This is a genomic window from Streptomyces sp. LN549 (genome assembly GCF_043203805.1).
In the GTDB taxonomy this organism is placed as follows: domain Bacteria; phylum Actinomycetota; class Actinomycetes; order Streptomycetales; family Streptomycetaceae; genus Streptomyces.
Genome location: NZ_JAZHRI010000002.1, coordinates 2,849,525 through 2,870,082, shown reverse-complemented (window position 1 = coordinate 2,870,082; position 20,558 = coordinate 2,849,525). Strand labels below are relative to the sequence as shown.

At 71.5% G+C, this 20,558-nt stretch carries 13 protein-coding genes and 1 pseudogene; 10 read left to right on the top strand and 4 right to left on the bottom strand.

Features of this window, described 5'->3' with window-relative positions; genetic code table 11:
• Nucleotides 1-24 precede the first annotated feature (24 nt).
• The gene (locus tag SH922_RS12820) at nt 25-1,602 is read right to left on the bottom strand and encodes a ferredoxin (protein WP_393058061.1); all 1,578 of its coding nucleotides are present in this window, start codon (nt 1,600-1,602) and stop codon (nt 25-27) included.
• Nucleotides 1,599-2,927, bottom strand: a complete 1,329-nt coding sequence (locus SH922_RS12815; protein WP_393058059.1) for a hypothetical protein — start codon at nt 2,925-2,927, stop codon at nt 1,599-1,601. The genes SH922_RS12820 and SH922_RS12815 overlap by 4 nt, the downstream gene beginning before the upstream one ends.
• Before the next feature lie 394 nt (nt 2,928-3,321).
• On the opposite strand from SH922_RS12815, the gene leuS reads away from it, so the two are divergent.
• The 7 genes and pseudogenes from leuS to SH922_RS12780 all read left to right on the top strand — a co-directional run bounded on the left by leuS (nt 3,322) and on the right by SH922_RS12780 (nt 14,231).
• Nucleotides 3,322-6,189 (top strand): leucine--tRNA ligase, encoded by a 2,868-nt coding sequence (leuS, locus tag SH922_RS12810; protein ID WP_393058057.1) that lies wholly within the window; start codon nt 3,322-3,324, stop codon nt 6,187-6,189.
• A 258-nt stretch (nt 6,190-6,447) separates the two neighbouring features.
• Nucleotides 6,448-7,152, top strand: a complete 705-nt coding sequence (locus SH922_RS12805) for a hypothetical protein (protein WP_393058055.1) — start codon at nt 6,448-6,450, stop codon at nt 7,150-7,152.
• A gap of 195 nt (nt 7,153-7,347) precedes the next feature.
• Nucleotides 7,348-8,193, top strand: a complete 846-nt coding sequence (locus tag SH922_RS12800; protein WP_393058053.1) for a DegV family protein — start codon at nt 7,348-7,350, stop codon at nt 8,191-8,193.
• A gap of 648 nt (nt 8,194-8,841) precedes the next feature.
• Nucleotides 8,842-9,624: a helix-hairpin-helix domain-containing protein gene (locus SH922_RS12795; RefSeq protein WP_393058051.1), complete on the top strand. Its 783-nt coding sequence runs from the start codon at nt 8,842-8,844 to the stop codon at nt 9,622-9,624.
• Nucleotides 9,621-12,160 (top strand): annotated as a pseudogene (locus tag SH922_RS12790) (ComEC/Rec2 family competence protein). Before SH922_RS12795 ends, SH922_RS12790 begins: the two are co-directional and overlap by 4 nt.
• 172 nt (nt 12,161-12,332) lie before the next feature.
• Nucleotides 12,333-13,163, top strand: coding sequence for an arylamine N-acetyltransferase (locus tag SH922_RS12785; protein WP_393058049.1), 831 nt, complete (start codon nt 12,333-12,335; stop codon nt 13,161-13,163).
• A gap of 183 nt (nt 13,164-13,346) precedes the next feature.
• Nucleotides 13,347-14,231, top strand: a complete 885-nt coding sequence (locus SH922_RS12780) for a YceI family protein (protein WP_393058047.1) — start codon at nt 13,347-13,349, stop codon at nt 14,229-14,231.
• Between the two features lie 33 nt (nt 14,232-14,264).
• Here the strand turns inward: SH922_RS12780 and SH922_RS12775 are convergent, their stop codons facing one another.
• The gene (locus SH922_RS12775; RefSeq protein ID WP_393058045.1) at nt 14,265-14,510 is read right to left on the bottom strand and encodes a hypothetical protein; all 246 of its coding nucleotides are present in this window, start codon (nt 14,508-14,510) and stop codon (nt 14,265-14,267) included.
• A gap of 83 nt (nt 14,511-14,593) precedes the next feature.
• Here SH922_RS12775 and holA point away from each other — a divergent pair, with 83 nt between their 5' ends.
• Nucleotides 14,594-15,580 carry a DNA polymerase III subunit delta gene (holA, locus tag SH922_RS12770; protein ID WP_393058043.1) on the top strand — a complete coding sequence of 329 codons (987 nt, stop codon included), beginning with the start codon at nt 14,594-14,596 and terminating at the stop codon, nt 15,578-15,580.
• A gap of 326 nt (nt 15,581-15,906) precedes the next feature.
• Here the strand turns inward: holA and rpsT are convergent, their stop codons facing one another.
• Nucleotides 15,907-16,173: a 30S ribosomal protein S20 gene (gene rpsT / locus SH922_RS12765; protein ID WP_024490123.1), complete on the bottom strand. Its 267-nt coding sequence runs from the start codon at nt 16,171-16,173 to the stop codon at nt 15,907-15,909.
• A 214-nt stretch (nt 16,174-16,387) separates the two neighbouring features.
• Here rpsT and lepA point away from each other — a divergent pair, with 214 nt between their 5' ends.
• A complete protein-coding gene (lepA, locus tag SH922_RS12760; protein ID WP_393058040.1) occupies nt 16,388-18,262 on the top strand; it encodes a translation elongation factor 4 in 1,875 nt (624 codons plus the stop codon).
• Between the two features lie 285 nt (nt 18,263-18,547).
• Nucleotides 18,548-20,437: an AMP-dependent synthetase/ligase gene (locus tag SH922_RS12755; protein ID WP_393058038.1), complete on the top strand. Its 1,890-nt coding sequence runs from the start codon at nt 18,548-18,550 to the stop codon at nt 20,435-20,437.
• The last annotated feature ends 121 nt before the right edge of the window (nt 20,438-20,558 follow it).

Below are 20,558 nucleotides of genomic sequence, written 5' to 3'. Positions count from 1 at the left end.
GGCCCGCCAGTCGTTTCTGGCAGGTCAACTCCGGCCGCTGCCGAGGGCCTTCCGGCCGGCGCCCGGAGGCAGTGCGGGCCGCTCGGGAGCCTGCTGTTCGATCCGGAGCGCCAGGGCGGGACAACGGCGTACGGCACGCTGTGCGCGTCCGCGCAGATGCATCGGAACCGCGGCGTCCGCCAGTGCCGGATATCCGTCGGGGCCCAGTCTGATCAACTCCGGGACGATGTCCGCACAGAGACCGTGCCCCCGGCAGAGCGTCCAGTCCACGGCAAGTTTCTCGCCGCTCGGAATGGACTCCTCCACATCCTGGTACCCAGGTGCGGGAAGAGGGAGAACCCCCGACGTCTCGCGGCCGCAGCCGCCGTCCAGCACATGCGCGGCCAGGTCGTCGGTGAATGCGGAGAGCGTGGACGACAGAAAGCGCGCAGAACCGTCCGGATGCTTGCAGGCGCCCCGCCCCTTGACCGCCAGCGTCACCTCGCGCAGCGCCTCCAGGGCGGCGGGACCGCCCCCGTTCAGCACGTCGGAGAGCCCGCCGGCGGCGGCCGGCAGCCCGAGCTTGCACGGGCCGCACTGGCCCGCGGTCTCGGCGGCCAGCCAGTTCGCCACGCGCAGGGACTCGCCGAGCGGACAGGTCTCCTGCCCGATCGGCAGGATCGCCCCCGCCCCCAGCGCGCCGCCCGCCGCGGCCAGCGACTCCCGCGAGACGACGGCGTCATGCATGGCGTGCGCACTGATCCAGTTGCCGTGATAGCCGCCCGTCAGTACACCCTGCGGCAGCGGAGGAGCGCCGGCCAGCTGGAGCACGTACCGCAGCGGCACACCCGTCGGCACTTCGATGACCATCGGGCGCGCGACCGCGCCGGAGAGCGTGAGGAGCACCGTGCCGGGCTCGTCCGGCAGGCCGGTGTTCCCGTAGCGGCGGGTGCCTATCCGGGCGGCGACGGCGAGTTGTGCGTACGTCTCCGCGTTCGACAGCAGGGTGGGGGCGCCGCCGACCCCCGACTCGGCGGCCCGTTCGCGGCGCCCCGGCGGCAGGGCCGGGCCACCGGACGCCGCCCGGATGACGGCCGAGGCCTCACCGGAGACCATCCGCTCCGGCGTCCGCACCACCCGGGCCCGCAACGGCTGGCCGCGCCGGTCGGACAGACCCCGCTCGGCCAGTGCGGAGCGCACCGAGGTCTCGGTGGAGTTGCGGGTGACGGCGACGATCAGGGTGCGGGCCCCGAGCGCCTCGGCCGCCAACAGGGCGCCGTCCAGGATGAGGTGCGGTGCGCGGTTGAGCAGCACCGTGTCCTTGCGGCAGGCGGGCTCGCCCTCGCTGCCGTTGATCACGACGACCGGCCGCACCCCGCGCCGGATGGACGCCTTGGCGACGGCCCGCAGCTTTCTGCCGAAGGGGAATCCGGCACCGCCGCGGCCGTTCAGAGAGATGGACTCGGCGAGTTCCGCCAGGCGTTCGCCGGTCATCGGCTCCAGTGGTCCGTGCACCTTCAGGTGCATGCCGAGGTCGAGCCGCTCCACCAGGTCGAAGCCGCTGGTCAGTTGGGGGAGGCCGACGACGCGGACTTCGGGGACGTCGGGGAGGGGGATGTTCAAGGTCGGTCTCCTGCGGGTGCGGTCCAGGGTTCTCCGGCCGGGGGCGGGTAGAACGGCCCCGGGAGCGGTGCGGTGTCGCCGACGGCGGGCAGCGGAGCGGTCGCCCCTCCGGTGGCGTACGGAGGTTCCTGGGCGGGGACGTAGGGGGCGGCGGGTGTCCGCACGGGTTCGAAGGACGGGGCGGGGGGCGCGTACGAGGGGTGCGCCGCTCCCGCGGGCCCGGGCGGCGGGCGCAGTGCCCGGGCCGGCAGGGCGGGTGACGGTGCCGGCCAGTGCCCGGACTGCTGCCGGCGGGCGGCGGTCCCGGCGGGCGGCGAGACCGCGCGGTACCCGGCGGCGATCCCGGGCCCGGGGCCCCTGAGTCCGCCGGACGTACTCGGGAGCGGGCTCGTCGTCAGGCGGTCGGAGCTGCGGGGCGGGGCCTCGTACAGCGGCGGCGCAGGTGCCGGGAGCGTGGTCCGGGGGTGCTCGAACGACGAGGGCAGCGCGGTGCCCCGCACCCCGCTGCCGAGCCCGTCCCGGCCGGTGACGGCGGTGTCCGTTCCGTACGCCCCCGGCAGGGCCGAGGTGTCCGCACCGGGCAGCGGGGCCTCACGGGTCACCGGATCCGGCTCGACGGGCAGGGCGTCCGGCTTGATCAGAGCGGTGATCAGTCCGGTGATCCGCCGCTTCACCGGCACCGGCAGCACGCGCAGACACAGCACGGCCGCCACGGCGACCAGGCACAGGCTGTACATCACGACGACCCAGACAGCGGGCGGCCGGCCCGCGTACAGACCGTGCACCAGCGCGGCGCACCACGCCGGGTAGGACAGTGCGTGCAGCGCCCGCCAGCGTCCGGCGACCTTGCTGGGGCTGGCGAAGGCGCTGCGCAGCGCGCCCGTCGCGGCCGCCACCACCATCAGCAGACCGGCCAGCGCGCCGAAACCGATCAGCCCCGCCGTACCGCCGACCCCGAGACCGAAGGGTATGAGGGCGCCGAGGAGAGCCACATGCCCCAGCGAGACCTTCACCGTGACATGGAGCAGCAGGAAGCCCAGCGAGGCGGCCGCGGCGGTGCGGTGGACGGCCTGGCCTGCCAGCCGCTGGCGTGAGGAGAGGAACAGCCGGTCGGTGGCGAGCAGGCCCCAGCCCACCGCGGCGGTGAGCGAGACCAGCGAGAGGACACCGGTCGTGAAGTCGAGCGTGGCGCGCAGACCGTCGCTGCCCGCCACGGCGAGCAGCGGCAGGAGAACCAGCACAGCGACGGTCAGCCCGCCCTGTACGTGACGGCTCGGCCCCTGGAGCGGGGCGGCCGATGAGCGGATCTTGCGATGAGGGTTCATGGGGGGCGACTCCGAACGGCTCGGCAAAGCGGTCCCGTTGCCGCATGCTAAGGCGCTCCATACCGGCCAGTACGAGGTTTGGGTGGTTGCCCCGATAGAGGGCATTACGCGGAGTAACCCACGCTTCCCGGACGTTCTGCCGCCTGGTTCGCCACCCGTCGTGTCCACGGATCGGCGGTGCCCGGATGGGGGCCGGGCCTGTGCGGTACCCTGACGCCATGCGTGCCGTACGCCTTCTGCTTAGCGAGCCGCGCTGATCAGTCCCGACCGGTGAGAATGCCTGGTCGGCATCAGCGCGGCGTCCCCTCCTGTGCGAGGGGTTTTTTCGTTTCCGTAGACGCGTGTCCGTAGACGTGGGCGCCGGCAGATGACGATCGATGGAGCTTTGAGGATCATGAGCGAGACGAATTCCGCAGCCGACGTTGCTGCGCCGCACCGCTATACGGCAGCGATGGCCGCCGACATCGAGGCACGCTGGCAGGACTTCTGGGACGCCGAGGGTACGTACGAGGCCCCGAACCCGACCGGCGACCTGGCGGGCGACCCGGAGCTGGCCGCCAAGCCGAAGAAATTCATCATGGACATGTTCCCGTACCCCTCGGGTGCGGGCCTGCACGTCGGCCACCCGCTGGGCTACATCGCCACCGATGTCTACGCCCGCCACCAGCGGATGACCGGCCACAACGTCCTGCACACCCTGGGCTTCGACGCCTTCGGCCTGCCCGCGGAGCAGTACGCCGTACAGACCGGCACGCACCCGCGGATCTCGACCGAGGCCAACATCGAGAACATGACGGCGCAGCTGCGCCGGCTGGGCCTGGGCCACGACAAGCGCCGCTCGTTCGCCACGATCGAGTCCGAGTACTACAAGTGGACCCAGTGGATCTTCCTGCAGATCTTCAACTCCTGGTACGACACCGACGCGGACCGCGCCCGGCCGATCACCGAGCTGGTCGCCCAGTTCGAGAGCGGCGAGCGCCCGACCCCGGACGGCCGTGACTGGAGCGCCCTGAGCGCCGCCGAGCGCGCCGACGTCCTGAGTGACCACCGGCTGGCCTACGCCTCCGACGCGCCCGTCAACTGGTCTCCCGGCCTGGGCACCGTCCTGGCCAACGAGGAGGTCACGGCCGACGGCCGCTCCGAGCGCGGCAACTTCCCCGTCTTCAAGGCCAAGCTGCGCCAGTGGAACATGCGCATCACGGCCTACGCCGACCGGCTGCTGAACGACCTGGACGGGCTGGACTGGCCCGAGGCCATCAAGCTGCAGCAGCGCAACTGGATCGGCCGCTCCGAGGGCGCGCGCGTCGACTTCCCCGTCGACGGCGCAGGCAGCATCACCGTCTTCACCACTCGCCAGGACACCCTGTTCGGCGCCACATACATGGTGCTGGCGCCGGAGCACGAGCTGGTCGAGCGGATCATTCCGGCCGCCTGGCCCGACGGCACCCACCCGGTCTGGACCGGTGGCCACGCCACCCCCGCCGAGGCCGTCACCGCCTACCGCAAGCAGGCCGCCGCCAAGTCCGACGTGGAGCGCCAGGCCGAGGCCAAGGACAAGACGGGTGTCTTCACCGGCGCGTACGCGACCAACCCCGTCAGCGGCGAGCAGATCCCCGTCTTCATCGCCGACTACGTCCTGATGGGCTACGGCACCGGCGCGATCATGGCCGTACCGGCGCACGACGCCCGCGACTTCGCCTTCGCGCGCGCCTTCGAGCTGCCGATGCGCTGTGTCGTCGAGCCGTCGGACGACCGCGGCACGGATGCCTCGACGTGGGAGGACGCCTTCGCCTCGTACGAGGCGAAGCTGGTCAACTCCGCCAACGACGAGATCTCCCTGGACGGCCTGGGCGTCGTCGACGCGAAGGCGCGGATCACCGACTGGCTGAAGGAACACGGCGTCGGTGAGGGCACCGTCAACTTCCGGCTGCGCGACTGGCTGTTCAGCCGCCAGCGCTACTGGGGTGAGCCCTTCCCGATCGTGTACGACGAGGAGGGCATCGCCCACCCGCTGCCCGAGTCGATGCTGCCGCTGGAGCTGCCGGAGGTCGACGACTACTCGCCGCGCACCTTCGACCCCGACGACGCCGACACCCAGCCCGAGACCCCGCTGTCGCGCAATGCCGACTGGGTCAACGTCACGCTGGACCTGGGCGACGGGCCGAAGAAGTACCGCCGCGAGACCAACACGATGCCCAACTGGGCGGGCTCCTGCTGGTACGAGCTGCGCTACCTGGACCCGAACAACTCCGAGCAGCTGGTCGACCCGGCGATCGAGCAGTACTGGATGGGCCCGCGCGAAGGACAGCCGACCGGCGGCGTCGACCTGTACGTGGGCGGCGCCGAGCACGCCGTGCTGCACCTGCTGTACGCGCGCTTCTGGTCCAAGGTGCTGCACGACCTGGGCCACGTCTCGTCCGCCGAGCCGTTCCACAAGCTGTACAACCAGGGCATGATCCAGGCCTTCGTCTACCGGGACAGCCGCGGCATCGCGGTCCCGGCCGCCGAGGTCGAGGAGCGTGACGGGGCGTTCTACTACGAGGGTGAGAAGGTCTCCCGCGTTCTGGGCAAGATGGGTAAGTCCCTGAAGAACGCCGTGACGCCCGACGAGATCTGCGGCGAGTACGGCGCGGACACGCTGCGGCTGTACGAGATGGCCATGGGACCCCTGGACGTGTCGCGCCCCTGGGACACGCGCGCGGTCGTCGGCCAGTACCGGCTGCTGCAGCGGCTGTGGCGCAACGTCGTCGACGAGGAGAGCGGCGAGGTCACCGTCGTCGACACCGAGCCCGGCGAGGACACGCTGCGCGCGCTGCACAAGGCGATCGACGGCGTCGGTGCGGACATGGCCGGGATGCGCTTCAACACGGCCATCGCCAAGGTCACCGAGCTGAACAACCACCTGACCAAGGCCGGCGGTCCGCTGCCGCGCCCCGTCGCCGAGGCGCTGGTGCTGCTGGTGGCGCCGCTGGCGCCGCACATCGCCGAGGAGCTGTGGCGTCGGCTGGGCCACACCGACTCGGTCGTGCACCAGGACTTCCCGGTCGCCGACCCGGCGTACGTCGTGGACGAGACCGTGACCTGCGTCGTCCAGATCAAGGGCAAGGTCAGGGCGCGCCTGGAGATCTCCCCGTCGATCACGGACGCGGAGCTGGAGGCGCTGGCCCTGGCGGACCCGGCCGTCGTCGCGGCGCTGGACGGGGCGGGCATCCGCAAGGTGATCGTCAGGGCGCCGAAGCTGGTGAACATCGTTCCGGCCTGAGTTCCGGCCTGAGTTCCGGCCCGGGTTCCGGCCCAGGACTCGCGTCCGGACCAGGCCGGATCAGGGTGCAGGAAGCCGCGAACCCGGCATGATCCACAGGGGAGGCCCTGGTCGGCAGTTGGCGTCATGACGGCGTGAGGGCTTTCCCCTACGGGCAGGTTGGGGGTTCCGATGGAACCCTCCGCCTGCCCGTTCCGTTTACGGTGGAGGGGCGGGTGAAACCGTGCTGTCAGCCGTCACACCATCCGAGGGGCGCTCATGGAAGCCGTGATCCTGATTCTGGGGCTGCTCGTCGTCGTATTCATGGCGTTGGGCGTCTATGCGGCCGTCAAGGTCATCGGGGCGGCCAAGCGTGGCGTGGACCGCACGATCACGCAGGCGCGCCGCACGGTCGAGGACACCACGCTGCGGGCCAAGAGCTACGGGCAGGTGGGCGTCGGCGGTGAGCTGGCTCAGCTCCGTCTCTCGCTGCGCACCTCGATGCGCGCCACGCAGGATGCGCTGCAGGCGGGTGTGGTCGAGGACGCCTCGCTCTCGGAGTCGCTGGGCCTGTTCCAGCGCCTCGGGGTGCACGGCCGCGAGCTGGAGGAGGACCTGAAGCGCCTGGAGCGTGAACCCGACAGGACGACGGTCGCCTCGCTGCTGCCCGGCCTGAAGGAGCGCACCGAGCGGATCACGCACGCCGCGGAGTCGCTGCGATGGGCGGCCCGTGACCGGGCCCGGCAGTTCGCCGACGACGATCTGGAGGCGCTGAACGTGCAGATCGACGTGGAGGCCGGGGCGCTGCGGCACTGGACGACGGAGGAGCCGGCGCCGGGGCGTCCGGCGGACCGCGTTGAGGAGCAGCCCGCCGGCGACCCGGCGGGCGACGAGGGGACTCCGCGGGCCGTCACGGCCCCGGACCCCCGGCTGCGGACGGGATATCCGTGGCAGAAGACGGCACGGCCGGAGACCACGAACTGAGAACGAGAGGCCTGGGCGTCTCCTGAGGCCTCGGGCATTCGGGGTCGTCATGGCCGGCCGTTGGCGGGGTGGCCGGTGACGGGCCGGGACCGCAGGTGAACGGGGATGGAAGGATGCGGCACGAAGCGACCGGAACTGATCATTCAGTCGGGGTCGAACTGCCGAGCCGCCTCCCCGGCAGGTAATCTCCCGCTCATGTCCCGCCATGTCGCGATCGTCACCGATTCAACGGCCTACCTGCCGCCCCAGGCGATGGAACGGCATGGCATCACCGCAGTGCCGCTGACCGTCGTTCTCGGCGACCAGGCGCTGGAGGAGGGCACCGAGATCTCGGCCCGCTCCCTCGCGCTGGCCCTGCAGAAGCGCCGTTCCGTGACGACTTCAAGGCCCAGCCCCGAGGTCTTCGCCGCCGCCTACCGAGCGGCCGCCGAAGCGGGAGCGAGCGCCATCGTCTCGCTGCATCTGTCGGCGGAGTTCTCCGGCACGTACGACGCGGCCGTCCTCGCAGCGAAGGACGCTCCGGTCCCGGTGCGCGTCGTGGACACCGGGATGGTCGCCATGGCCCTCGGGTTCTGCGCCCTGGCCGCGGCGGAGGCGGCGGAGGCAGGCGGCAGCCAGGACGACGCGGTGGCCGCCGCCGAGGAGCGTGCGGCGGGCACGTCGGCCTACTTCTACGTCGACACCCTGGACTATCTGCGGCGCGGCGGCCGGATCGGTGCAGCGCAGGCCCTGTTCGGTTCGGCCCTGGCCGTGAAACCGATCCTTCAGCTGGACGGCGGCCGGATCGAGCTGCTGGAGAAGGTACGGACGGCCTCGAAGGCCATCGCCCGGCTGGAGGAGATCGTGGCCGAGCGGGCGGGCAGCGGGCGGGTGGACATCGCGGTGCATCACCTCGCGGCCCCGGAGCGGGCCGAGCGACTGGCCGAGCGGCTGCGCGAGCGGGTTCCGGGCCTGGTCGACCTGCATGTCAGTGAGGTGGGCGCGGTGATCGGCGCCCACACCGGCCCCGGGCTGCTGGGAGCGGTGATCTCACACCGCTGACTTCACTCCCGGGAGTGGTGGAGTTATGCACAACGGTCCGGTTTTCCACCGGAATTGGGTGTGCTCAGCGGGTTCCGGCAGAAGTGCCTAGCGTCATGAGGCATGGCTTCCCGATCACATCGTGCAACCAATCGCGCCGGTGTCGGCCGCGTCAGCCGCGTCGGCAGCGTCGGACGTGTCAGCGGCATCGGCCGGTTCGGCGGGCCCGGGCCCGGTAGCGGGCCGGGGCGCGATCCGGCCTCGGACGGTCGTGTCCGGAGCGGTGCGGGCACCGGGCCGGGCCGACGGCGGCGGGAGAGGGGGCGCACCGCCGCGGCCGCGGCTTCACGCAGCCGCGCGGACGCGCTGATGGCAGGCGGTTACGGGGGGCGCGTCGCGCGGCCGGTGCTGGGGATGGGCGCGGGTTCGTCGGCGGCCGGCACGGTGATTGCGGCCGGCGCGGCGAGCGGGGCTCGTACGGCGATGGCGGCTCGTACAGCGAGTGAGGCTCGTACGAAGACGGCTCCGCCCACATCCGCACCTCCGCCCGCGCCCGTACCTCCGCCCGCGCCCGTACCTCCGCCCGCGCCCGTACCTCCGCCCGCGCCCGCGCTTGCTTCTGCGTCTGTGTCTGCGCTCGGAGTGATGACGGCACCGCCTGTGCCTGCGATGGCAGACGCGCCGGCCTCATCGACGGTTCCGGTTCCGGTCCCCGGCCCGGTGACCGCGGGTCGGCTGCGGCGGGTCCTTCCCGCGGTGCGTGAGCGGCTTCCGGTGTGGCTCCAGCTCAGGTGCGGGCTGGAGCCGAGGGCCCTGGCCGCGCTGACTGTCGTCCTGGTCGCGGCAGCGGTGTTCGCCGCGACGCACTTCTGGTCCGCGCGCCCCGCATCCGTCCGCGCTCCGGAGCGTGTCGGCGAGGCCGCGCACGCGCCCGTGGCGGAGACGGATACGGACGGGGATGCGGGCGGGGCCGGCACGCCGGAGCCCTCGCCCGGGACGCCACCCGTCACCGGGCCGGGCGGGCAGGTCGTGGTGGACGTGAGCGGGAAGGTGAGGCGGCCCGGGATCCACCGGCTGCCGGCCGGAGCCAGGGTCGCCGACGCGCTGCGAGTGGCGGGCGGAGCCCGGCCGGGCGTGGACCTCGACAGCCTCAACCGGGCCCGGGTCCTCATGGACGGGGAACAGATCATCGTGGGCGCCCCGCCCGGCCCGGCTGCCGCAGGCGGTACAGGAGCAAGCGCCGGCCCGGGCGCCGCCGCCGGGCCGGTGAGCCTCAACACCGCGACGGTGGAACAGCTCGACACCCTGCCGGGCGTCGGCCCCGTCCTCGCCCAGCACATCGTCGACCACCGCACCCAGCACGGAGGCTTCCGGTCCGTCGACGAGCTCCGCGAGGTCAACGGGATCGGTGACCGCCGGTTCGCCGATCTCCAGCCCCTGGTGCGACCGTGAGTACCCAGGACGTCCACACGGCGTCGGGCCGTCGGCTGGGGAGCGCCGACCCGAGACAGGAAGGCCCGGTCGACCTGCGGTTGGTCCCTCCGGCCCTGGCGGCCTGGGCGGGTGCCGCACCGGCCCTGGACGCGCCGGGCCGCTGGGTGGCGGTGGGTGTGGTGCTCTGCCTCGGGGCGGCCATGGCCCTCCTGGCCCTACCAGGCCTCCCGCCCTTCCGCGCAGCACTCGCGGCGCGGAGCGACCGTGCGGAGAGCGGCGGCGGTGGCCGATGGCGGCTGCACACCACGGCTGCCGCGGCGGTGCTGCTCTGCGCGGCGGCCGGGGCGGCGTCCGCAGGTCTGCACAGGGCCGATGCGCGGCAGGGACCCGTGCCCGGGCTGGCCGGGCAGTTCGCGCACATCGACGCGGAGATCACCCTGACCTCCGATGCCCGCCGCACGACCCCCCGGGTGCGCGGAGACCACAGCGCCCCCGCCTCCCTGCTCCTGGACGCCGAGATCGTCCGGCTGACGAGACCCGGCGGCACGGCCGTCCGGCTGCGTACGCCGGTGCTGGTCATCGTCACGCCCGAAGGCGCGGCCGCACGGTGGCAGCAGCTGCTTCCCTCCACGCGGCTGCGCGTCAGCGGCCGGCTGGCCCCGCCGCTGCATGGCGGGGAGCGCGCCACCGCCGTGCTGCGCGCCGAGGGAAAGGGGCCGCCCCGCGTCATCGGCCCGCCCACCCGACTCCAGCGCACGGCGGGCGGATTGCGCGCAGGCCTGCGCACGGCGACGGAAGACCTTGGCCCTGATGCACGGGCGCTTCTGCCCGGACTGGTCGTCGGCGACACCACACGCGTCACACCGGAACTGCACGAGGCGTTCCGGGCGACCGACCTCACCCATCTCATGGCGGTATCGGGCGCCAACCTGGCGATCCTGCTCGTCCTGCTCATCGGACCGCCCGGCAGCGCCCTGCGCGTCGAACGCCGCGGACTGGCACCCGCGTGGGGGATTTCCCTGCGGGGTACCGCTCTGCTCGGAGGCGGGCTCACCCTCGCCTTCGTGCTCGTCTGCCGGCCGGAACCGAGCGTGCTGCGGGCCGCGGCCTGCGGTCTGATCACACTGCTGGCCATCGGCACCGGGCGGCGCAGATCACTGATTCCCGCGCTGGCTGCCGCCGTTCTGCTGCTGGTGCTCTACGACCCGTGGCTGGCGCGCAGTTACGGCTTCGTTCTGTCAGTGCTCGCTACCGGCGCCCTCCTGACCCTGGCCCCTCGGTGGAGCGAAGCGCTGCAAGGGCGGCGGGTGCCACCACGGTTGGCGGAGGCGCTGGCGGCCGCGGCCGCGGCCCAGGCCGTGTGCTCGCCCGTCGTGGTGCTGCTCGCCTCCCGCGTAAGTCTGGTGGCGATCCCGTGCAACCTGCTGGCCGAGTTCGCGGTGGCGCCCGCCACGGTGCTCGGGTTCGCCGTGCTGGCCCTGGCGCCGGTGGCCATGCCGGGGGCCGAACTGCTCGCCCGGTGGCGGGGTGGCCGGCGGGGTGGATCGCCTCCGTGGCCCGGACCGGAGCCGCGCTCCCCGGGGCGGAGGCCGACTGGCCCGACGGCCGGCCGGGGGCGCTGCTGCTGGCCGCGCTGACCGGGCTCCTGGTGTTGTCCGCGCGGCGCATCGGACGCCATCCCTGGCTCTGTTCGGCCGCCGCGCTGCTGCTCGTCCTCGCGGTGCTCCGGCCGGTGCCACTGACCCGGGTGCTGACCGGATGGCCGCCGCCCGGCTGGGCGTTCGCGATGTGCGACGTCGGTCAGGGGGATTCCCTGGTGCTCGCGGCCGGGCCCGGCACGGGCGTGGTCGTCGACGCCGGGCCGGATCCCCGGCTTGTCGACCGGTGCCTGCGCGACCTGGCCATCACCCGCATCCCGCTGCTGCTGCTCACCCACTTCCACGCCGACCACGTTCGCGGCCTGACCGGTGTGCTGCGGGGCAGAACGGTGGGCGTGATCCAGACGACGAGCCTGGACGAACCCCCGGAACAGTCCGCGTTCGTCAGGAGGACGGCCGCGGCGGCCGGCATCCCCGTGGTGCGCACCACCCCTGGTGAGCGGCGGCGGATCGGAGCGCTCGCATGGCAGGTGCTGTGGCCGCCGGGCAGCGCGACCACCGCCGCGGGCCCGGCCGCCGGCCCCGTACCGGAGGAACCGAACGACGCCAGTGTCACCCTGCTCGTACGAGCAGGTGGGCTCACGCTGTTACTTCTCGGCGACCTCGAACCTCCGGCTCAACAAGGCCTGTTGCGCAGTCACCCCACGCTGCCTCGGGTGGATGTGCTCAAGGTCGCCCACCACGGATCCGCGCACCAGGACGCGGCACTGCTCCGCAGCGCGCGTCCGAGGTTCGCGCTGGTGAGCGTGGGCCGGGACAACCCGTACGGGCATCCTGCCGCACGGACGGTCGAGGCGCTCAGATCCGGGGGAGCGGTGGTGCTCCGTACGGACAGAGAAGGTGCGATCGCGGTGACGGGTACCGGGCCGGAACTGCGGGCGGTGGGACGGTCATGACGGCGCGTTCACCCCAGCCACCAGCCACCAGCCACCAGCCACCAGCCGTCGGCCATCAGTTCACGGCGGGCCGGCTCGTTCGCGGTGAACACGCCCTGCGTGACACCTCCGTCGCCGGTCCTAGGACCATCGGCTCAGGGCGCGGAGCCGCTCGCCGGTACAGACTGCCCTCATGGACCCGCGCCTGCCTCAGACCATCGACGCCTACCTGGAGCGCATCGGCGCCACCCGGCCGTCCCGCCCCGACGCCACGGCGCTGCGCGAGCTGCAGCTGCGCCACCTCACCACCGTGCCCTTCGAGAACCTCTCGATCCACCTCGGCGAGGACATCGTGCTGGAGGAGGAGGCGCTCCTCGACAAGATCGTGGGGGACCGCCGCGGCGGGTTCTGCTACGAAGTCAACGGCGCCTTCGCCGCACTGCTGCGGGCGCTCGGCTTCCGCGTCACGCTGCTCCAGGCCCGGGTCCACGGTGACGGCGGGCGGCTCGGCATCCCGTACGACCACATGGCGTTGCGGGTGGAGACGGACGACGGCACCGGGCCGTGGCTCGCCGACGTCGGCTTCGGCGACCATGCCCAGCATCCGCTCGCGCTCGACGACCGCACGGACCAGGAGGACCCGCGCGGCACCTTCCGGATCGTGCGGGCCCCCACCGAGGGCGGCGAGGACTACGGGGACGTCGATGTGCTGTGGGGCGGCGCACCCCAGTTCCGCCTGGACCCGCGGCCCCGGGCGCTGGCCGACTTCCGGGCGGGATCCTGGTACCACCGGACCTCTCCCGATTCCGGCTTCACCCGGTCTCCGGTCTGCTCGCGCGTCACGGCCACCGGGCGGATCACGCTCAAGGGCCACAGGCTTCTCACGACGGTGGGTGGGGAGCGTCACGAGACGCCGCTGGAGAGCGATGAGGAGGTTCTCGCCGCGTACCGCGAGCACTTCGGGGTGTGTCTCGACCGGCTCCCCGCCGAACGGGAGGCGGGCATTTCTCTGCCGAATCGGTGACACGTAGACGGGGCGATCAATTCGGACCTTGGGTAACACCTCCACCCAAGTCCCTGCGAGTCACTCTGTTTGCCTCGAACGCCACAAGGGTGATCGAATGCATGCTCGTCGGCGGGCCGCTGCTCCGACACCGGTGTCCAGCCCTTCGGCCCGAGGTGAAACAGCCCCCGGGAGTGCGTGGAGATGTTCGGCCGTTGGCTCGGAAACAAGGGAGCGACGGGTGCCGTACGCGGCAACGCCCTCGCCGGTCTTGCCGTACCGGACTCTGCGGGCGTCCTCAGCTGCCGGGTGCTCGACCCGGTCAACGAGGCGGTGCAGCAGGCCGAGTTCGTCGTCACGGATGCCGCCGGACGCAAGGTCGTCGGCGGGGAGACGGACCCGTTCGGCAGCGTCCTCGCCACGGTGCCGGCGGGCGAGTACCGACTGGCTGTCACGGCGGAGGGGTTCACCCCGTTCCGCGGTTCGGTCGCGGTCGCCGAGGGGGCTCACACAGGTCTGGGCGATGTGACCCTGCAGGTCTCCGCGCCTCCGCAGCTGCCCGACCCGGGCGAGTGGGAGATCGAGCCGATGCACTCCCAGATCGGTTTCACCGCCCGGCACATCGGGATGGCTCGCATCCACGGCCGGTTCAACACCTTCGCCGGTGCGGTCCGGATCGCCGACCGCATGGAGAACTCGGCCATGCACGTGATCATCGACGCCGCGTCGATCGACACGAACGTCCAGATGCGCGACGACCACCTGCGCTCGGGCGACTTCCTGGACGTCGGCCGCTATCCGACGCTGGAGTTCTACAGCGACCGCTTCGTCCACCGGGGCGGCACCCGCTGGGGCGTGAGCGGCGCGCTCACCCTGCACGGAGTGAGCCGCACGGTGACGCTGGACACCCAGTACCTCGGCATCGGCAACGGCCTGGAGGGCGAGACCCGCGCCGCCTGCCGCGCCACCACCGAGCTGCACCGTGAGGACTTCACCCTCACCTGGCAGACGATGCTGGCCCGTGGCATCGCCGCGGTCGGCTCCAGTATTTCCATCGACATGGACATCCAGATCGTTCCGAAGAGCTGACTGCGGGGCGGCGCCCGGTGCAGCCCCGGGCCCCTACGGAGCCTCCAGCCATCCCTCGTACTCCGCGGCGAACGCGTCGAGCGCCGCGGATTCCAGGCGGCTGTCCGGGTCCTCCACGACCACCAGCCACTGGGCGTCCTCGGCGTCGTCCTCGCCGGCCAGCGCGTCGCGTACGAGTTGTGGTTCCTCGGCGACCCCGAACCGGTCGGCCAGCTCTCCGGCCGCCTCCTCCGCGGCATCGCGGTCGGGCAGCACCAGTACATGTCTCACATCGCTCACCCGCCCATTCTCGGCTACGGGCCGCGGTGCCGGAACGCCAGTCGCGGCCGGGCTGTCAGTGGCCCGTGGGATGCTGGACGGCGATGGCCACCAGAAGGAATTCCACCGACGACCCGCTCGCCCCCCTCACGCTCGCCGTGGGGCAGGAGGACCTGCTCCTGGACCGCGCCGTGCAGCAGGTGGTGGCGGCGGCCCGGGCCTCCGACGCCGACACGGACGTCCGGGACCTCACCTCCGACCAGCTCCAGCCGGGCACCCTCGCCGAGCTGACGAGCCCTTCGCTCTTCGCCGAGCGGAAGGTGGTGATCGTGCGCAACGCGCAGGATCTCTCCGCCGACACGATCAAGGACGTCAAGAAGTATCTCGACGACCCGGTCGAGGAGATCACGCTCGTGCTGCTGCACGCGGGCGGCGCCAAGGGCAAGGGGCTGCTCGACGCGGCGCGCAAGGCCGGGGCGCGGGAGGTCGCGTGCCCGAAGACCACCAAGCCCGCTGAGCGCCTCTCCTTCGTGCGGGGCGAGTTCCGGACGCTGGGACGCTCCGCGACGCCCGAGGCGTGCCAGGCACTGGTCGACTCCATCGGCAGCGATCTGCGGGAGCTGGCGAGCGCGGCATCACAGCTTGTCGCGGACGTCGAGGGCACGATCGACGAAGCCGTCGTCGGGCGCTATTACACGGGGCGCGCGGAGGCGTCGAGCTTCACGGTCGCCGACCGCGCGGTCGAGGGGCGGGCGGCCGAGGCCCTGGAGGCCTTGCGCTGGTCGCTGTCGACCGGTGTGGCCCCTGTCCTGATCACCAGCGCGCTCGCGCAGGGAGTCCGGGCGATCGGCAAGCTCTCGTCGGCACGCGGGGGGCGGCCGGCGGATCTCGCCCGGGAGCTGGGCATGCCCCCGTGGAAGATCGACCGGGTGCGCCAGCAGATGCGGGGATGGACGCCGGACGGGGTGGCGGTGGCGCTGCGGGCGGTCGCGGATGCGGACGCGGGCGTAAAGGGCGGCGGGGACGACCCGGAGTACGCGCTGGAGAAGGCCGTGGTCGCGGTGGCGCGGGCGGCTCGGACGGGGCGGTAGCGCGGTGGCGCGGGCGGCTCGGACGGGGCGGTAGCGGGGGCCCGGGCGAGACGGGACAGGGGGCGCCATGTTCGTATGGCCGCCCGCCCTGTCCCTGTCCTCAATTGAGGGACGGGCTTGACGGGGGCCGGGTCCCGGATCTTCGTGCGTACGCATGCCGAAGGCCCCGGTCGTCACCCTGGGGAGGGGGACAACCGGGGCCTTCGCTTTGCGCTTGGTGCGCCGCACCCGCGTGGCGAACGCAGGTTCGGTGTGCGGCGCGGGGTGCCGGTCAGGAGCGGGAGAGAGGGCCCGCTTGGTCCGTTCCGGCGATCACATCAGAATGCTCAGCCCTGGAGGGTGGCAACCTTGGTGGCCAGCGCCGACTTCTTGTTGGCGGCGGCGTTCTTGTGGATGACACCCTTCGAGACAGCCTTGTCGAGAGCGCGCGAAGCGTCGCGAACGGCCACGGTGGCCTTCTCGGCGTCGCCCGCAACGACGGCCTCGCGGGCCTTGCGGATCGCGGTCTTGAGCGAGGACTTGACGGCCTTGTTACGCAGGCGCGCCTTCTCGTTCGTCTTGTTCCGCTTGATCTGGGACTTGATGTTCGCCACGAAAGAGCCTTTTCAGGTTCGTTGGATCTTCGATGTGTGTCCTTGCGGCCCGAGAGCCACGAGGCACAGCTGTCCACGGTACCAGTCGCACTCCGACCGGCCCAAACCGGTCTTCGCGCCGCAGGCGTGGGACGATGGAGGCTACGTACAGATCCGACCGACCCGACATCGACCCGAGACACGGCGTTCGGCGTCTCAAGAATCAGGACCCTGCGTGCCCGCGACTCCTCTCCACGTGCCCGAGCCGAGCCGTACCGACCCGGCGCTGATCCGCAATTTCTGCATCATCGCGCACATCGACCACGGCAAGTCGACCCTTGCCGACCGGATGCTCCAGCTGACCGGTGTGGTCGACCAGCGGCAGATGCGCGCTCAGTACCTCGACCGGATGGACATCGAGCGCGAGCGTGGCATCACCATCAAGTCCCAGGCGGTACGACTGCCCTGGGCGCCCACGACCGGTGAGGGCCAGGGCAGCACCCATGTCCTCAACATGATCGACACCCCGGGACACGTCGACTTCACCTACGAGGTCTCCCGGTCGCTCGCCGCCTGTGAGGGCACGGTCCTGCTGGTCGACGCCGCGCAGGGTATCGAGGCCCAGACGCTGGCCAACCTCTACCTGGCCATGGAGAACGACCTCACCATCGTCCCGGTGCTCAACAAGATCGACCTGCCGGCCGCCCAGCCCGAGAAGTTCTCCGAGGAGCTGGCCAACCTCATCGGCTGCCAGCCCGAGGACGTCCTCAAGGTCTCCGCGAAGACCGGCGTGGGTGTGGACGCGCTGCTCGACCGGGTGGTCAGGGACGTCCCCGCGCCCGTCGGCAACGCCGACGCCCCGGCCCGCGCGATGATCTTCGACTCGGTCTACGACTCCTACCGTGGCGTCGTGACGTACGTCCGGGTCGTCGACGGCTCGCTGAACAAGCGCGAGCGCATCCGGATGATGTCGACCGGAGCCACTCACGAGCTGCTGGAGATCGGGGTGTCCTCCCCGGAGATGACCCCGTCCGACGGCATCGGTGTGGGTGAGGTCGGCTACATCATCACCGGTGTGAAGGACGTCCGGCAGTCCAAGGTCGGTGACACGATCACCTCCCTGCACAACGGTGCGACCGAGGCGCTGGGCGGCTACAAGGACCCCAAGCCGATGGTGTTCTCGGGTCTGTACCCGCTGGACGGATCGGACTACCCGGACCTGCGCGAGGCCCTGGACAAGCTCCAGCTCAACGACGCAGCCCTGGTCTACGAGCCGGAGACCTCCGCGGCGCTCGGCTTCGGTTTCCGCGTCGGCTTCCTCGGTCTGCTCCACCTCGACGTGGTCCGCGAGCGGCTGGAGCGCGAGTTCGGCCTCGACCTCATCGCGACCGCCCCCAACGTGGTCTACCGCGTCGAGATGGAGGACGGCAGCGAGCACACCGTCACCAACCCGAGTGAATTCCCCGAGGGCAAGATCGACAAGGTGCACGAGCCGGTCGTCCGGGCCACGGTCCTGGCGCCCAGCGAGTTCATCGGCGCGATCATGGAGCTCTGCCAGCAGCGCCGCGGCACCCTCCTCGGCATGGACTACCTCTCCGAGGACCGGGTCGAGATCCGCTACACCCTGCCGCTCGCCGAGATCGTCTTCGACTTCTTCGACCAGCTGAAGTCCAAGACCCGCGGTTACGCCTCGCTCGACTACGAGCCCACCGGTGAGCAGTCCGCCGAGCTCGTCAAGGTCGACATCCTGCTGCACGGCGACAAGGTCGACGCCTTCTCCGCGGTCACGCACAAGGACAAGGCGTACGCGTACGGCGTCCGGCTCGTCGCCAAGCTGCAGAAGCTCATCCCGCGGCAGAACTTCGAGGTGCCGATCCAGGCGGCCATCGGCTCCCGGGTCATCGCCCGTGAGACCGTCCGCGCCATCCGCAAGGACGTCCTCGCCAAGTGCTACGGCGGTGACATCTCCCGTAAGCGGAAGCTGCTGGAGAAGCAGAAGGAAGGCAAGAAGCGGATGAAGATGGTCGGCAATGTGGAGGTGCCGCAGGACGCGTTCATCTCCGTGCTGTCGACCGACGAGTCCGCCGGGGAGACCAAGGCCAAGAAGTAGTACGGAGGCGTGGGGCGAGAGACGGCACGGAGTTTCGCCCCCGCTTCCTACCGGCCGGTAGACGAACGGGTCCCCGCATCGCAGAACGCTGCGCCGCGGGGGCCCGTTCGTTATGAAGCGGCGCCCTGTTGCCTCTTACGCGGGGGGCGCGGGCGCTTTACTCTGATCACGGCTTCGTAGTTACTCGCCAGTTAAACAAGCAGGATCAAGCACGCAGACGTAAGCGGAGAGCGCACCGCAACCAGCAGCCCGTCGTGAAGCACTGCCGCAGGCCCGGAGGATGTCGTGAGCGACACACAGACCATGATCGAGAACCGTCCGCCCTCCGTGGCGACCCTCTTCATCGACCGGGTGGCAGCCACCCCGGACGGGGAGGCCTACCGCTACCCCGTCCCCGCCGCCGCCGGTCAGGGTCCCGACGAGTGGAAGTCGCTCAGCTGGGCGCAGGCCGCCGAGCGGGTCTACGCCGTGGCGGCCGGGCTGATCGCTCTGGGCGTGCAGCCGGAGGAGCGCGTCGCGCTCGCCGCGAGCACCCGGGTCGAATGGATCCTGGCCGACCTCGGGGTCATGTGCGCGGGCGCCGCGACCACCACGATCTACCCCTCGACGAACACCGAGGAGTCGGCGTTCATCCTCGCCGACTCCGAGAGCCGGGTGCTGATCGCCGAGGACGCGGCGCAGCTGGCCAAGGCCCGCGAGCGCCGCGCCGAGCTGCCGAACCTCGCGCACGTCGTCGTCATCGACGCCGAGGGCGCCGGACCGGCCGAGGGCGACCCGGAGGGCTGGGTGCTGACGCTGGCCGACCTGGAGGCCCTGGGCGCCGCGCATCTGGCCGAGAACCCGGCCGCGATCACCGAGCGGGTCGACGCGATCACCCCCGAGCAGCTGGCGACCCTCATCTACACCTCGGGCACCACCGGCCGCCCCAAGGGCGTACGGCTGCCGCACGACAACTGGTCGTACATGGCCAAGGCCACCATCGCCACCGGGCTGATCACCAAGGACGACGTCCAGTACCTCTGGCTGCCGCTCGCGCACGTCTTCGGCAAGGTCCTCACCTCCGGCCAGATCGAGGTGGGGCACGTCACCGCCGTCGACGGCCGGGTCGACAAGATCATCGAGAACCTGCCCATCGTCCAGCCGACGTACATGGCGGCCGTCCCCCGGATCTTCGAGAAGGTCTACAACGGCGTCGCGGCCAAGGCCCGCGCCGGTGGCGGGGCCAAGTACAAGATCTTCCTCTGGGCGGCCGGGGTCGCCCGCGAGTACGCCAAGGTCTCCCAGGACAACTTCCGGCGCACCGGCACCGCCTCCGTACCCTTCGCGCTCGGCGCCAAGCACAAGGTGGCCGACACCCTCGTCTTCGCCAAGATCCGTGAGGCCTTCGGCGGCCGGCTCCGCGCCTGTATCTCCGGCTCCGCCGCGCTCGCCCCCGACATCGGCTTCTTCTTCGCCGGCGCCGGCATCCACATCCTGGAGGGCTACGGCCTCACCGAGACGAGCGCGGCCTCCTTCGTCAACCCGGGCGAGGCCTACCGCACCGGCACCGTCGGCAAGCCGCTCCCCGGCACCGAGGTCCGGATCGCCGACGACGGCGAGATCCTCCTGCGCAGCCCCGGTGTGATGCAGGGCTACCAGGGGCTGCCGGAGAAGACGTCCGAGGTGCTGGAGGCCGACGGCTGGTTCCACACCGGCGACATCGGAGAGCTGTCCGTGGACGGCTATCTGCGGATCACCGACCGCAAGAAGGACCTGATCAAGACGTCCGGCGGCAAGTACATCGCGCCGGCCGAGGTCGAGGGTCAGTTCAAGGCGGTCTGCCCGTTCGTCTCCAACATCCTGGTGCACGGCGCGGACCGTAACTTCTGCACCGCGCTCATCGCCCTCGACGAGCCGACCATCCTCGACTGGGCCGCCGAGAACGGCATGGAGGGCAAGTCCTACGCGGACGTCGTGGCCTCCCCGCGGACCGTCGAGCTCATCGACGGCTACGTGAAGCGCCTCAACGAGGGACTGCAGCGCTGGCAGACCATCAAGCAGTTCCGGCTGCTCCCGCGCGACCTCGACATCGAGCACGGCGAGGTCACCCCCAGTCTCAAACTGAAGCGGCCGGTCGTCGAGCGTGCGTACAAGGACCTGATCGACGACATGTACGCGGGCTCCCGCGAGGCGTAGCGACCGGCCTCCCGGCCTGTTCCCGGCACCCGGTCCCCGAGCCCCGCGTGAGGGGCCGGATCCGCGTTCTCCAGGCACTTCGGTAACTCGACGCGTATGCGAAGGGTCGATCTGTCACTCT